Source organism: Lawsonibacter faecis, from assembly GCF_014287675.1.
GTDB lineage: Bacteria > Bacillota > Clostridia > Oscillospirales > Oscillospiraceae > Pseudoflavonifractor > Pseudoflavonifractor faecis.
Genome location: NZ_JACOPQ010000002.1, coordinates 1 through 13,007 on the forward strand (window position 1 = coordinate 1; position 13,007 = coordinate 13,007).

Annotated in this window: 11 protein-coding genes and 1 other RNA gene; 2 read left to right on the top strand and 10 right to left on the bottom strand. The window is 61.8% G+C overall.

Going from position 1 to position 13,007, the window contains the following annotated elements; all coding sequences use genetic code 11:
- Positions 1 to 7 precede the first annotated feature (7 nt).
- Positions 8 to 139 (top strand): IS3 family transposase, encoded by a 132-nt coding sequence (locus H8S62_RS18620; protein ID WP_423788655.1) that lies wholly within the window; start codon positions 8 to 10, stop codon positions 137 to 139.
- Positions 140 to 218: 79 nt separating this feature from the next.
- On the opposite strand, the gene H8S62_RS02140 is transcribed toward H8S62_RS18620, so the two are convergent.
- From H8S62_RS02140 to murD, 9 genes are all read right to left on the bottom strand, one after another.
- Complete coding sequence (locus H8S62_RS02140) at positions 219 to 1,595, bottom strand: radical SAM/SPASM domain-containing protein (RefSeq protein WP_186918341.1); 1,377 nt, start codon at positions 1,593 to 1,595, stop codon at positions 219 to 221.
- Between the two features lie 148 nt (positions 1,596 to 1,743).
- Positions 1,744 to 3,726: an NAD-dependent DNA ligase LigA gene (gene ligA / locus H8S62_RS02145; RefSeq protein WP_186918342.1), complete on the bottom strand. Its 1,983-nt coding sequence runs from the start codon at positions 3,724 to 3,726 to the stop codon at positions 1,744 to 1,746.
- Positions 3,689 to 4,342 carry a VanZ family protein gene (locus H8S62_RS02150; RefSeq protein WP_186918343.1) on the bottom strand — a complete coding sequence of 218 codons (654 nt, stop codon included), beginning with the start codon at positions 4,340 to 4,342 and terminating at the stop codon, positions 3,689 to 3,691. The genes ligA and H8S62_RS02150 overlap by 38 nt, the downstream gene beginning before the upstream one ends.
- Before the next feature lie 89 nt (positions 4,343 to 4,431).
- The gene (yunB, locus tag H8S62_RS02155) at positions 4,432 to 5,130 is read right to left on the bottom strand and encodes a sporulation protein YunB (RefSeq protein ID WP_186918344.1); all 699 of its coding nucleotides are present in this window, start codon (positions 5,128 to 5,130) and stop codon (positions 4,432 to 4,434) included.
- 127 nt (positions 5,131 to 5,257) lie between these two features.
- The gene (locus H8S62_RS02160; protein WP_186918345.1) at positions 5,258 to 6,508 is read right to left on the bottom strand and encodes a methionine gamma-lyase family protein; all 1,251 of its coding nucleotides are present in this window, start codon (positions 6,506 to 6,508) and stop codon (positions 5,258 to 5,260) included.
- An 89-nt stretch (positions 6,509 to 6,597) separates the two neighbouring features.
- Complete coding sequence (locus tag H8S62_RS02165) at positions 6,598 to 7,593, bottom strand: M42 family metallopeptidase (RefSeq protein ID WP_186918346.1); 996 nt, start codon at positions 7,591 to 7,593, stop codon at positions 6,598 to 6,600.
- Complete coding sequence (locus tag H8S62_RS02170) at positions 7,593 to 8,627, bottom strand: M42 family metallopeptidase (protein WP_186918347.1); 1,035 nt, start codon at positions 8,625 to 8,627, stop codon at positions 7,593 to 7,595. Before H8S62_RS02170 ends, H8S62_RS02165 begins: the two co-directional genes overlap by 1 nt.
- Positions 8,621 to 9,670, bottom strand: a complete 1,050-nt coding sequence (locus tag H8S62_RS02175) for a zinc-binding metallopeptidase family protein (protein WP_207723443.1) — start codon at positions 9,668 to 9,670, stop codon at positions 8,621 to 8,623. The genes H8S62_RS02170 and H8S62_RS02175 overlap by 7 nt, the downstream gene beginning before the upstream one ends.
- Before the next feature lie 22 nt (positions 9,671 to 9,692).
- Positions 9,693 to 11,078 carry a UDP-N-acetylmuramoyl-L-alanine--D-glutamate ligase gene (gene murD, locus H8S62_RS02180; RefSeq protein WP_186918348.1) on the bottom strand — a complete coding sequence of 462 codons (1,386 nt, stop codon included), beginning with the start codon at positions 11,076 to 11,078 and terminating at the stop codon, positions 9,693 to 9,695.
- A 114-nt stretch (positions 11,079 to 11,192) separates the two neighbouring features.
- Here murD and rnpB point away from each other — a divergent pair.
- An RNA gene (gene rnpB, locus H8S62_RS02185) (RNase P RNA component class A) lies at positions 11,193 to 11,636 on the top strand.
- 47 nt (positions 11,637 to 11,683) lie between these two features.
- Here the strand turns inward: rnpB and H8S62_RS02190 are convergent.
- On the bottom strand, positions 11,684 to 12,883 hold the full coding sequence (locus H8S62_RS02190) for an AI-2E family transporter (RefSeq protein WP_155146529.1): 1,200 nt from the start codon (positions 12,881 to 12,883) through the stop codon (positions 11,684 to 11,686).
- Between the last annotated feature and the right edge of the window lie 124 nt (positions 12,884 to 13,007).

A 13,007-nucleotide genomic window follows, 5' to 3' on the forward strand; every position in this document is an offset into this window, starting at 1 on the left:
CGAGTGTATTTACAGGCATAAGCCGGACACCTTTGAAGAGGCCAACCATGCGATTGCCGAGTTTATTCACTTTTATAACTATGAGCGTATCCAAATAAAAACGGGAGAGGCGCCGCTTGTGCGCCACCTCTCCTCATAATCTGCTTTGCCTACTCACGGGCCGCTTTTTTGTGCTGTCTGAATAACTTGGGGCTGTTCATTTGCCCAGGCGCTTTTCTCTAAGTCTGTTCTCCGGGGCGGCATCCGCCGCAGCCCCCGCAGCCCGGGTGGCTTTCGTCCCAGAGCTTCCCCGCCGTCACCGCCCATTTCTCCGCCTTTTCCGTGCACTTGGCAGACAGGTCGTGGACGTCCTCCGGGTGCTCCAAATCGGTGGAGCGGGCCCCGGACTCATCCACCACCCTGCTCAGCGCACCGGGATTGTCCAGCAGCGGGCAGGGCCGCAGGTGGTTGCCGTTGAAGGGCTGGCCCCTGTGGTAGCCCATGAACAGCGGACGCTGATAGGCCTCCAGCAGGGTGTAATCCCTGATATTGGAGTCGGAGTAGTGAATGAAGGCGCAGGGCTCAATGTCGCCGCCGGCGTTGATGTGCAGATAGTGGCGGCCGCCGGCGATGCAGCCCTCCACGTACTCGCCGTCGTTCCAGAAGTCCAGGGTGAAGAGGGGTTTGGTCCTGCGCAGCTCCCGGACCCGGCGATACATGAACTCGCGCTGCTCGGCGGTGGCCATGAGCTCGGGCACCGCGTCCACGCCCACGGGCATATAGGTGAAGAACCAGCAGAACTTGGCGCCCCACGCGATCATCTGATCGTAGTAGGCCTCGCTGCCGATGATGTCCACATTCTTGCTGGTGTAGCAGCAGGAGATGCCGAAGGGCAGCTTCTTCCGCTTGAGAATCTCCATCGCCCTGACCACGGCGGCGAAGGTGCCCCGGCCCCGCCGGAAGTCGGTAGCCTCCTCAAAGCCCTCCACGCTGATGGCGGGGATGAAGTTCTTCACCCGAAGCATCTCCTCGGCAAAGGCCTCGTCAATGAGGGTGGCGTTGGTGAAGGCCAGAAATTCGCAGTCCGGGTGCATCTCACAGAGCTTGATGATGTCCTTTTTGCGCACCAGCGGCTCACCGCCGGAGTAGATGTACATATAGGTGCCCAGCTCCTTGCCCTGGCGGATAATGGAGTCCAGGGTCTCCGGGCTCATGTTCAGCTTGTCGCCGTACTCGGCCGCCCAGCAGCCGGTGCAGTGGAGGTTGCAGGCGCTGGTGGGGTCCATCAGAATGGCCCAGGGTACGTTGCAGCCGTGCTCCTCGGCGGTCTTAACCTGCCGGGGATAACCGATAATGCTGGCGTTGATGATAAAGTTTTCAAAGAAGGTTCTGCGCACGCCGTCGTCGATGTCGGTCCACAGGCTGCGGATGAGCTGGTACCAGTTGTTTTTGCTCTCGATGGCCTCGCGGAAGGCCTTCCGCTGTCCCGCAAACTCATCCCCGGCCACCTTGTCCACCAGCTCCATCAGCTTCGGGATATTGGTGTCCGGGTCCTTGTCCAGGTAGTCATAGGCCTTGTCCAGCCCGTACTTCTTCGCGCGTTCCATCAGTGTCATAGCGGATTCACTCCTTTTGCCGTACTGTCCTGCCGCCGTGGGGGTTATTATCTCTCTGATACCATATTAGCCCCGTGCGGGTAAAATTCCATAGACAAAAGCCGCGGGCTGTCTGAATTTCAGACAGCCCGCGGCTTTTGTCTATTCGTCAGGAATTTTGCAGAAGCTGGAGGAATTCCGTCTCGCTGAGTACCGGAATCCCCAGCTCCTCCGCCTTGCGCAGCTTGGATCCGGCGGCCTCGCCGGCCACCACATAGCTGGTTTTTTTGGACACTGAGCCGGACACCTTGCCGCCCTGGGCCTCAATCATGGCCCCGGCCTCGTCCCGGGTGAACTGCTCCAGCGACCCGGTGAGGACAAAGGTCTTCCCCGCCAGGGCGTCGCCCGCAGGGGTCTCCCGGCTCTCCATATTGACGCCCGCGTCCCTAAGGGACTGGATGAGATGGGCGCTCTGGGGGCTGTGGAGCCACTCCAGAAGGCTTTTGGCGGTGATGCCGCCGATATCGGGGACGGCGGTAAAATCCTCCTCCCCGGCCGCCAGGAGGGCGTCCATGGAGCCGAACCGGGCGGCGAGAATCTTTCCCGCCTTCTGTCCCACCTGGCGGATGCCGAAGGCGAAGAGCAGCCGGGAGAGATCGTTCTCCTTGGATTTCTCAATGGCGGAGAGCAGATTCTCCGCCGACTTCTTCCCCATCCGTTCCAGCCCGGCCACCGCCTGAGCGTCCAGACGGTAGAGGTCCGCCGGAGTCCTGACCATCCCGGCGTTCACCAGGGCCTCCACCACCGCCGGTCCCAGGCCCTCGATATCCATCGCGTCGCGAGAGGCAAAGTGGGCCAGATGCCGCAGAAGCTGGGCCGGACACTCCGCGCCGGTACAGCGGATGTGGGCCCCGTCCTCATCCCGGGCTACCGGTGCGCCGCAGACCGGACACTGTCCGGGCAGATGGTAGGGGCGGGTCCCCCCGGGCCGCTTCTCCATGACCACCGCAACAATCTCCGGGATGATTTCCCCAGCCTTCTGGACCAGCACCGTGTCGCCGATGCGGATATCCTTTTCGGAGATAAAATCCTGATTGTGCAGGGTGGCGTTGGTGACGGTAGTGCCTGCAAGGCGCACTGCCTTTACAATCGCCTTGGGCGTCAGTACGCCGGTGCGGCCCACCTGGACCACAATGTCCTCCACCACGCTCTCCTTCTGCTCCGGCGGATACTTGTAGGCCGCCGCCCAACGGGGAAATTTTGCGGTGCTGCCCAGGGTTTCGCGATCTGACAGGTTATTGAGCTTTACAACCGCGCCGTCAATATCGTAGCTGAATTTCTCGCGGGTATCGCCGATTTCGGCGATATAGCGGGCGGCCTCCTCCATCGTGGAGCAGAGGCTTCGCGGAATAACCTTGAAGTGCTGGCGCTCCAGATACTCCAGGGCCTCCGTATGGGTGGCAAAGGTCTTACCCTCCGCAAGCTGGATATTGAAGACGACGATATCCAGCTTGCGCGCCGCCGCGATTTTGGGGTCCAGCTGGCGCATGGAGCCCGCCGCCGCATTGCGGGGGTTGGCGAACAGGGCCTCGCCATTCAGCTCCCGCTCCTCATTGAGCTTCCCGAAGACCGCCTTGGGCATAAAGACCTCGCCCCGGACAATGAGATGGGGCAGTGCTTCGGGAAGCCGCAGGGGGATGGAGCGGATGGTCTTGAGATTCTCCGTCACGTCCTCCCCCACCCGGCCGTCGCCCCGGGTGGCGCCCCGGACGAAGACGCCGTCCCGGTACTCCAGCGCCACCGAGAGGCCGTCCACCTTGGGCTCCACGTCGAACTCGGCGGGGCCCTCCAGCGCGCCCGTCACCCGGGCGCCGAACTCCTCCAGCTCCTCAATGGAAAACACGTCCTGAAGGCTCTCCAGCGGGACCTGGTGGACCACCTCCTGAAAGCCCTCAGCCACCTTGCCGCCCACCCGCTGGGTGGGGGAATCGGAGGTCACCTGGTCCGGGTGGGCCGCCTCCAGCTCCTCAAGGCGGCGGAGCTTGTGGTCGAAGTCGTAGTCGGACAGGGTGGGGTTATCGAGTACGTAATAGTCATAATTGGCCTGATTCAGCTCACGCCGGAGCTGCTGTATCTCCAGTATTTCGTCCATCAGGGACCTCCAATTGCCTGCATTTAAACTTGGCAGCCGCCCGGGGCGCGAGGCGGCGGAGCAGAAGGTAGATCCAAAAGCCGCACAGCGCGCCGAAGGTGTTTAGTATAATGTCGTTGATGTCGCTGCTCCTGGGCAGAAAAAGCTGGAACACCTCCACGAAGGCGGAGGCGCAGAAGCCAATCAGCGCCGACTTCCACCAGCGGGGAGCGCTCCACAAAAGAGCAGGAAAGAAGCCCAGGGGGGCAAACATACAGAGATTGCCCAGGAGCATAAAAAAGGACCACGAACCCATCTGAAGCAGATCCTGTATAATTGTGATTTGCCAGAAAAAGCCGTGATTCAACCCAAATTGAAACGTGATGGGGTAGCCGTATAGCAATTGATACCAGAAGCCCGGCGGCGAGAGTGTCAGTGCCGCCAAGCCCATGGTAAAGACCACGAAAAGCAGGAGCGCTCCCTCCCGCAGGCTCCCGCTGATCAGACCGCGCCTTGTCAGACGCCGCTTGCGCCACGGGATCAGGCAGAAAAAGACGAGAGCGGCGGCAAGGACGCAGGGCAGCATCTGAAAGCCGTAATCCAGCGCAATTTCGACATACCACAGCAGAGTATCCATGGGTGTGGGCTCCTTTATCTCTATGATGCCCATATTTTATCATATTGCGCCGCTGGCTTTCTAAAAAAGAAATAACGTTTTTCCGCCCATCATCCTGCGGGCGTGAGCTGCAGATATGTCTGCGGCACCTCGCCTACCAGGACGGTCTCCGCCACACATACCTGGGTATTCACGGAGGTGTTTACCGTTCCGCCCGGAATCAGAAGGGTGATGTCCACCGTCACGTCCAGCATAACCCGGTGGTAGGTCTGATTGATGCCGGCGTCTGTGAAGACGTTGGAGAAGGCCGCCTCCGGCGTCCCCAGGGTAAGCACCCGCACGGGCAGGAGCGGCCCCTTGCCCGACAGGGACGAAAAGCCGGTCAGGTTGCCCAGAGGCACGCCCAGCTCGGGCGTGCCAAGGCTATCAACCTGCGAGACGATATCGTTCATAATATCGGTGCGCAGGCGGTTCATCTCTGTGGAGTTGCTGGTCAATGCGGTGATGCGCCCGGCGCTGTCCGTCTGGAGTGTGACCATATCGCTGTAGGCGATGGCCTCCTCCGCCAGGGTGTCGGTCACAGCCGTGTCCACAATACGGGTCACGGCGTTGCTGACCTGAGTCCTTGCCATCTCGGTCACCGTGGGGCGCACGCTGCCGTCAAAGGCCCGGATGAGCGCCAGAGCCAGCCCAATCCCCAGAACCGCCGACAGCATAAGCTGCACCGCGCCGCCGCTTAAGCCGCGGCCGTTGCGGGCCCGCCGCCCGGGTCCCCGCAGCCAAACGCGCCGCATCGGTCTCCGCGTCATCAGACTCACCCCCATCGGTGCAGTCTATGCGCGCTACGGCTCGTTTCACAACCAGGCCGCCCCAAGGAGTTTTTACGCAGCAGGAAAATTATTTAGAGTCCGTGTTTAAAAGGCACTGGATACACCACTAGAAATTCAGGAGCTCCTCCACCGCCAGCATCACCCCCGCCTTGCCCGACTCGTAGGTCAGGCCGCCCTGGAGATAGGCGGTGTACGGTTCCCGCATAGGGGCGTCGCAGGAGAGCTCAATGGACGCACCCTGAATGAAAGCCCCCGCCGCCATAATGACCTGGCAGTCGTAACCGGGCATGTCCCAGGGCTCCGGGGTGACATAGGAGTCCACCGGCGCGCCGAACTGGATGCCCCGGCAGAACTTTTTCAGCGGCTCGGGGCTTCCGAAGTGGAGCATCTGGATGATGTCGTGCCGCACCGCATCTGAGGCGGGCTCGGTTCGGTATCCCAGCAGCTCCATCATCCTCGCCGCGAAGACGGCGGTCTTCACCGCCTGGGCGGTGGTGTGAGGCGCAAGGAAAAGACCCTGGTAGAGGCTGCGGTTGTTTCCCAGAGTGGAGCCGCATTCCCGGCCGATCCCCGGCGCGGTGAGCCGCATGGCGGCCGCCTCCACCAGATCCCGCCGTCCGGCGATATAGCCGCCGGTGGGGGCCAGTCCGCCGCCGGGATTTTTTATGAGAGAGCCCACCACCAGATCCGCCCCCGCCTCTGTAGGCTCTCGGGTCTCCACGAACTCGCCGTAGCAGTTGTCCACCAGGATGGAGGCGTCCGGGTTGGCCGCGCGAATCAGGGCGCACATCGCCCCGATCTCGTCCACGGAGAGTGAGGAACGGGTGGAGTAGCCCTTGGACCGCTGGATCAGAACCGCCTTGACGCCGGGCTCCTTAACGGCAGCGGAGAGCCCTGCCAGATCCGGCTGATTGTCCGCCGTCAGTTCCACCTGGCGGTAGCCCACGCCGTACTCCTTGAGGGAGCCGGGGCCCTTGTCCACCACGCCGATGACGCCCAGCAGGGTATCGTAGGGCGCGCCCACGGCGGAGACCAGCACGTCGCCGGGCCGGAGCGCGCCGAAGAGGGCCGCCGTGATGGCGTGGGTGCCGTTGACAAAGCCGATGCGCACCAGCGCGTCCTCTGTGCCGAAAATCTCGGCAAAAATCTCGTCCAGCTTGTCCCGACCGATATCGTCATAACCGTAGCCGGTGGTCCCGGCAAAGTAGCTCTCAGCCACCCGGTGCTTCTGGAACGCGGCGAGCACCTTTTGGGTGTTCTCCTCGGCGATGGCGTCGATGCGGTCAAACTGGCTGCGGAGGCCCGCCTGGGCCTCCGCAGCCAGAGCGCGGACGCGCTCACTAATCTGTAAAGCCATTTAATCTTACACTCGCTTTTCTCTATGTTTCCGCATGGGAGGTCCTCTGCGCGGCCCCGCCAAGGAAGCCGGCGGGCCGTTATCCATCCTTACTCCAGCTCCGCCTCAGCAAAGGCGGCCACCAGCCCGGCGCAGGCCTCCACGTCCCGGGCGTCCACCATCTCCACGGGGGAGTGCATATAGCGGCAGGGGATGGATACGCCGCCGGTATAGACTCCGGAGCGGGTCAGATGGATGGAACCGGCGTCCGTACCGCCCTGGCGAATAACGTCCATCTGGTAAGGGATTTCCCTTGCCAGAGCAAGCTCCTCCAGCCGCTTCACCATCTGGGGGTGGCAGATGACCGAGCCGTCCATCACCTTGATGGAGGCGCCGCCGCCCGCCGTGCTGCTGCCCCGGTGCCGGGGATTCAGCTCGTCGTCGGACCAGGTCACATCCACGGCCACGCCGTAGTCCGGGTCAATGCCGTAGGCCGCCGTCTTGGCGCCCCGCAGGCCAAGCTCCTCCTGGACGGTGAAAACGAAGTAGAGGTCGTTGTCGCTCTTCCCCAGCATCTCAAGGGCCTTGAGGAGCACCACGCAGGCGATGCGGTCGTCCATATAGGGCGAGACCAGCCGGTCCCCGGCGGAAAAGGCCGGACCGTCGAAGACGGCGGTATCGCCGATCCGGACCAGTCCCTGGGCCTCCTCCCGGCTCTTGGCGCCGACGTCGATATAGAGGTCCTCCAGAGTCATGTCCTTGGGCTCCACGCCGCAGTCCAGGGACACCACACCCCGGACCCCGTTCTTGAAACGGACCGGGGTGTGAACACAGCTGTTGGGCCGCAGGCCGCCCACCTTGCCGAAGCGGAGAAAGCCCTTCTCATCGATATGGGTGACGATGAAGCCGATAGAGTCCATATGGGCGGCGAACATCACCTTGGGCCCGCTCCCCTTTTTGCGGACAATCAGGTTGCCCATCACATCCCGCTTAATCTTATCGGCGTAGGGCGCCGCCAGCTTTTCAATGGCGTCGGCCACGCTGCTCTCGTCTCCGGCGGGGCCGTGGCAGGCGTTGATGGTCTGTAAAGTCTTGAGCGTATCCATTATGCTTCCTCCTCAGCGGCGATTGCCCCGATAAAGAGCCGGGCAAGCCGCAGAATATCGTCGAAATCCTTCTTGCAGGCCACGCTGGACGGCGCGTGGAGATACCGCACAGCGGCGCTCATGACCACCGTCCGCACGCCCTCCTTTGTCCGCTGGAAGACGGACGCGTCGTTGCCGCCGGCAATATAGTGCTTGGTCTGCCAGGGAATATCGTGCTTCTCCGCCAGCTCCCGGGTCAGCTCGAAGAGCTTTCGGTCCGCCACGGAGCCGCCGTCCATAAAGGGCACCACCGGCCCCTTGCCCAGGGCGCAGACCTGCTTGTGCTCCGCCACCCCCGCCAGGTCGGCGGCGGTGGTGGTCTCCAGCACCAGGGCGATCTCCGGCGTCACGGAGAAGGCCGTGCCGAAGGCCCCACGGCAGCCCACCTCCTCCTGAACGGTGAAAGCGAAGGTGCAGTCCATGGGCAGGTCCTCTTTTAAAAGCTCCAGCATCACCGCGCAGCCAACCCGGTCGTCCAGGGCCTTGGCCTTGATGAAGCCGTCGCCGAACTCCGCCACATCGCCTGAGAACGCGGCAAACTCACCCAGGGAGACCTGCTTTTCGGCCTCCTCCCTGTCTCTGGCACCGATATCGATATAGAGGTCCTCCACTTTGGGGACCTTCTTCTCCTCGTCCTCGCTGACCAGGTGGTAAGCCTTGAGGCCGATGACGCCGGGAATTGCTTTCTTGCCGACAAAGACATTCTTGCCAATCAGCACCCGGCGGTCGATACCGCCCACGCAGAAGAATTTCAGGTATCCGTCGTCGGTGACGTTCTTGACGATGAGGCCCACCTCGTCCATGTGGGCGGCCAGAAGGAGCTTGTTCCCGGTGGAGCGCCTGCCCTTCTTGAAGACGATGAGACTCCCCATGGCGTCCACCCGCAGCGCGTCGGCGTAGGGCGCGGCCTTTTCTTTTAGATAGGCCCGGACCTCGTCTTCGAAGCTGGATACGCCGCTGAGGGCGCACAGCTCCTTGATGGTATCTATCAGCATATGGTTTCCGCCTCCTTCCCCAGGTTCTCCGTGAAGGCGGCCAGCAGCTTCGCCACCGACTCGATGTCCTCCAGGGTCAGCACCTCGATGGGGGTATGCATATATTTGAGGGGCAGGCTGACCACCGAGGTGGCCACTCCCTCCCGGCTGACCTGCATATGCCAGCCGTTGGTGCCCGTGTGGCCGGCCATGACCTCGCCCTGCCAGGGAATATCGTTCGACTCGGCCTTGGCAATCATGCGCCGGGTCATCCAGGTGGTCATATTGGGACCGATGCCGACGGCGGGGCCGCCGCCCAGCTCCAGTACCCGCCCCCTGGGATTGGGCACGTCGGGAGTCTTGCCATGGGTCACATCCACCGCCACGCAGTAGTCCGGGGCGATGGCGAAGGTGCCCGTCGTGGCGCCCGCGCCGGAGACCTCCTCACGGGTGCTGCCCATGATATAGAGGTCCACGTCCAGCTCCTTATCCCTCAGAAGCTCCGCGCAGCGCAGGAGGGTCACAAAGCAGGCCCGGTCGTCCATGGCCTTTCCGCAGACCTGACTCTCCCCCAGGGCGAAGCAGCTCCCGCGGTAGACAATGGGTGTGCCGATAGGCACGGCCTTCTCCGCCTGTTCCTGGGTCATGCCGATGTCGATGAAGAGGTCGGCCAGGGGCACCGCCTTGTCGGCGTCCCCCTTCTTCTGGATGTGTGGCGCCAGGCAGGAGACCACGCCGAAGAGGGGGGGATTGGTGAGAATGGTCAGCTCCCGGTCGGGCAGCATCCGGGGGTCGACCCCGCCAATGCTGCGGAAACGTAGAAAGCCGTCTTCAATCCCGATAACGATAAGGCCGATCTCGTCCAGATGGGCGTCCAGCAGCAGCTTTTTCGCGCCCGGCCTGCCGCAGCGGCGCACACCCACAAGGTTTCCCAGCCGGTCGATGGAGACCTCGTCCACCATGGGGCGCAGCAGATCCATCGCCGCTTGGGCCGCCGGGGCCTCAAAGCCGGAGGGCGCCGTCTGGGAGCAGAGGCGCTCCAGTGCGTTTCGAATGTCCAACATCATTTCACTTCCTTACACAGTGTTAAAGCTCGCGGACAATCTGCTTAAAGGCGTTGCCCCGCTCCATAAAGTTTTTGAACCTATCAAAGGAGGCGCAGGCGGGCGACATCAGCACCACGTCCCCGCTCTGGGCCACGGTATGGGCGGCCAGCACCGCCTGGGTGAAGTCGTCGAACCGCTGGATGGGGGGATTGGCGCCGTCGTAGCCGGGGGAGTGCTCCACCGCCTCGCAGATTTTTCCGGCGGTGTCACCGGTCAGGATAAGAAGCTTTACATGCTCGATTATTTCAGGGCCAAGCACGTCAAACGGAATATGCTTGTCGTACCCGCCGGCAATCAGGATCACCTTTTCCTTAAAGGAGCGTAGGCCCGCGATGGTGCGGGAGGGGCTGGAGGCGATGGAGTCGTTGTAGTACCGCACGCCGTCCAGCGTGCGCACCAGCTCGATGCGGTGCTCCACCCCGCCGAAGGTCCGGGCGAAAGCCCGGATGGTCTCGTCGGAGACCAGGCCGTCCACCGCGCCGATAGCGGCCATATAGTTTTCAACGTTGTGCTCGCCGGGCAGGAGGATGCCGGAGAGGGGCAGCACCTCCCTGCTCCCGTCCTCACCGGAGATCCAGATGGCGTTGTTTTTCACATAGACGCCCCGGTCAAGGGTTTGCCGCCGGCTGAACATCGTCACCCGGCCCCGGGACTCCCCGCCGAAGCTCCGGGTGATTTCGTTATCGTAGTTAAAGACCGCCCGGTCCTCAGTACACTGGTGTGTAAAGATATTTTCCTTTGCGGCAATGTACTCCTCCATCGACTTGTGCACGTCCAGATGGTTGGGGGCCAGATTGGTCACCACCGCGACATCGGGGCTGACGTCCATGGTCATGAGCTGGAAGGAGGAGAGCTCCAGCACGACCATGTCGTCGGGCTCCATATTGGGCGTCTCGGCCAGGAGGGGCTTGCCGATGTTGCCGCCCACATAGACGTTGTAGCCCGCCTTTTTCAAGAGCTCTGCGATGATGGTGGTGGTGGTGGTCTTCCCGTCGCTGCCGGTGACGCCGATGATCTCGCAGGGGCAGACCTGGAAGAAGACCTCCATCTCCGAGGTGACGAGGCTCCCCCGCTCCCGGGCCGCCTGGAGCTGGGGCACGTCGGGCCGCAGGCCGGGCGTTCGGAAGATGACGTCGTGATCCAGTCCCTCCAGATAGCCGCTCCCCAGCCGGGTCTCCGCGCCCAGGCTCTCCAGCTCCTCTATGAGCCCGCCGAAGGCCTCCCGCGGGTTTCTGTCGCAGGCGGTGACCGGGATGTCCGCGCGCAGCAGCATTTTAATCAGGGGCGCGTTGGACACGCCGATGCCGATGACGGCCACCCGCTTGCCCCGCAGCGCGTCCAGATATTCCTGTATTGTGGAATCCATTTGAATTCCCCCTTTGACAAATGTAACTGACATGAACTAATCTATTATATAACCAAGTGGGATAAATTTCAATCGATTTGACAATCTCCTTCAAATCGGTTACAATCATCTCTGCAAGTAAGCTGGACAGCCGCGGGGCGAGGCCGAAAGGCCCGTTCTGAGGAAAGTCCGGGCTCCGCAGGGCAAGGATAACGGGTAACACCCGCCGGGGGCGACCCTAGGAAAAGTGCAACAGAGATAAACCGCCTTGAACCCGCAAAGCCTTTACGGCGTTGTGGGGAGAGGAGGCACAGCGAAATGAGTGAGCTCTGCCGCTTGCGGCGGGGCGAGCGGTATGGAGCTTGTGCCGACGAGGTAAGGGTGGAAAGGCGGAGGTAAGAGCCCGCCCGATGACGTGGAAGCGCTCATCGCTGTAAACTCTATCCGGAGCAACGCCGTGGGAGGACGCATGACCGGCCCGGTCGTCCTCAGGAGGCGGCTTGAGCGTATCGGCAACGGTGCGTCGAGATAGATGGCTGTCTTAAAAGACAGAACCCGGCTTACAGGCTTGCTTGCAACCTTTAACCAAAAACTCCCGTCGCAAAAGCGACGGGAGTTTTGAATGTCTATTCGGTTTTTGTCCCGGGGGTGGCTTCGCCCTCCTGCTCCCTGCGTTTTCCGCTGCCGTCTATCCCCCTGGCTTTCAGCTTGGCGTTGACCAGCTCCCCGACGAGGGAGTAGATGACCGCAAAGGTGGGTACGCCCAGGAGCATTCCCGGGAAGCCGAAGAGCCCGCCGCCCACCACGATGGCCACCAGGACCCAGATGGCGGAGAGTCCGGTGCTGTCCCCGAGAATTTTGGGGCCCAGGATATTGCCGTCGAACTGCTGCAGGGCCACCACCAGAATACCGAAGCGCAGCGCTGCCCAGGGGTCCACGATCAGCAGAATCATGATACAGGGCACCGCGCCGATGATGGGACCGAAGAAGGGGATGATATTGGTCACTCCGATGACCACCGCCACCAGCATGGGGAATGGAATGCGGAAAATCAGATTGAGCACGAAGCAGAGCACACCGATAATCGCGCTGTCAATCAGCTTGCCGTTGATGAAGCCCACGAAGACCCCGTTGGCGTGCCGGCAGATGTCCAGAAAACGGTCGGCCTTCCTTGTAGGGACGAAGGCATAGATGATTTTCTTGATTTGGGGGACCAGCCGCCCCTTCCCCGCCAGCATATAGATGGACGAGATAAGGGCGGTGATGGCGGAGATAACCCCGCTGCCCAGGGCCACGCCGAAGTTGAAAATCTCCGGCAGCGCCTTGGAGGCCATTTCGGTGGCCTTTTTCAGCAGGTCCTGGTAGGTCACCATGAGGTCGTTGAGGCCCTCCCCCTCCAGGTGAAATTGATCGATGAGGTTCTGCGCCAGGTCATTCAGGTTGTTCATATAGGTGTTCATATTCCCCATCAGCGCCACGATGCTCTGGGCCACCTGGGGGATAATCAGATTAAGCAGAATGACCAGCACCACAAGGGCCAGGAGGTAGACCGTCAGCACCGAAAGCGCCCTGCGGCGCTTCAGCTTGCAGTAGACCTTGCGCTCAAAAAAGCTCATAGGGGTGTTCAGCAGGTAGGCGATGGCAAAGCCTGTGATAAAGGGGGCCAGCACGTTGAGAAAGGACGCCAATTTGACCTGGATGACGCCGAAATTGTTCAGCGCCACATAGAACAGTATCCCGATGAGGACCACCAGCAGATTGGATATGGACCGCGCATCCAGGACAAACCATTTCCGCTTCACCTGCTCCGGTTCTTTCTCCGTCAAGGCGTTCCCCCCTCTCCTAAATTCATTGCATTCATTCTAACATGCTTCTCTTGGGGAAGCAATCAGAAAAAAGGCGGCAGGCTCGCGCAAGTCTCGGCCCCTCGGCATGGGACCGTCGGCGGAG

Bases quoted from the DNA above. Each gene is read 5' to 3' on its own strand.
- H8S62_RS02140 (WP_186918341.1), bottom strand. From the start codon at position 1,595: ATGACACTGATGGAACGCGCGAAGAAGTACGGGCTGGACAAGGCCTAT.
- ligA (WP_186918342.1), bottom strand. From the start codon at position 3,726: ATGGACGAAATACTGGAGATACAGCAGCTCCGGCGTGAGCTGAATCAG.
- H8S62_RS02150 (WP_186918343.1), bottom strand. From the start codon at position 4,342: ATGGATACTCTGCTGTGGTATGTCGAAATTGCGCTGGATTACGGCTTT.
- yunB (WP_186918344.1), bottom strand. From the start codon at position 5,130: ATGACGCGGAGACCGATGCGGCGCGTTTGGCTGCGGGGACCCGGGCGG.
- H8S62_RS02160 (WP_186918345.1), bottom strand. From the start codon at position 6,508: ATGGCTTTACAGATTAGTGAGCGCGTCCGCGCTCTGGCTGCGGAGGCC.
- H8S62_RS02165 (WP_186918346.1), bottom strand. From the start codon at position 7,593: ATGGATACGCTCAAGACTTTACAGACCATCAACGCCTGCCACGGCCCC.
- H8S62_RS02170 (WP_186918347.1), bottom strand. From the start codon at position 8,627: ATGCTGATAGATACCATCAAGGAGCTGTGCGCCCTCAGCGGCGTATCC.
- H8S62_RS02175 (WP_207723443.1), bottom strand. From the start codon at position 9,670: ATGTTGGACATTCGAAACGCACTGGAGCGCCTCTGCTCCCAGACGGCG.
- murD (WP_186918348.1), bottom strand. From the start codon at position 11,078: ATGGATTCCACAATACAGGAATATCTGGACGCGCTGCGGGGCAAGCGG.